Raw genomic sequence first — 279 nt, 5'->3', positions numbered from 1 at the left:
AGGTGTCGGACACCAACTTGGAAAATCATCGGATCCGAGCCGAAGCCATGAAGCATGGCTTGCTGTCCTACCTCTTCGGCACGGTAATCCTCGCCGTCACCATCAACTTGGTCATCGGACTGGCCCAGTAGCCGTCCGGCAAGTCCGCTGACAACCAAAAACCCGGCAGCCGCCGTCGAACGTTCGACGGCGGCTGCTGGGTTAGGCGGTTGGTGCCAGGGATTACGACGTCGGCCCTGCGCCGACCCCTGCGCGCTCGGTTTCGGTGCTGCCCGCACC

1 protein-coding gene is annotated in these 279 nt (G+C 63.1%); it reads left to right on the top strand.

Annotated elements, in window-relative coordinates:
- Window positions 1–2 precede the first annotated feature (2 nt).
- Window positions 3–131: a hypothetical protein gene (locus SB679_RS23885; protein ID WP_410704733.1), complete on the top strand. Its 129-nt coding sequence runs from the start codon at window positions 3–5 to the stop codon at window positions 129–131.
- The last annotated feature ends 148 nt before the right edge of the window (window positions 132–279 follow it).

The sequence above is a fragment of the Chryseobacterium sp. SIMBA_029 genome, assembly GCF_046535275.1.
Taxonomy (GTDB): domain Bacteria; phylum Bacteroidota; class Bacteroidia; order Flavobacteriales; family Weeksellaceae; genus Chryseobacterium.
The sequence above is the reverse complement of the archived record's forward strand: the minus strand, read 5'-3'. Positions and strand labels throughout refer to the sequence as shown.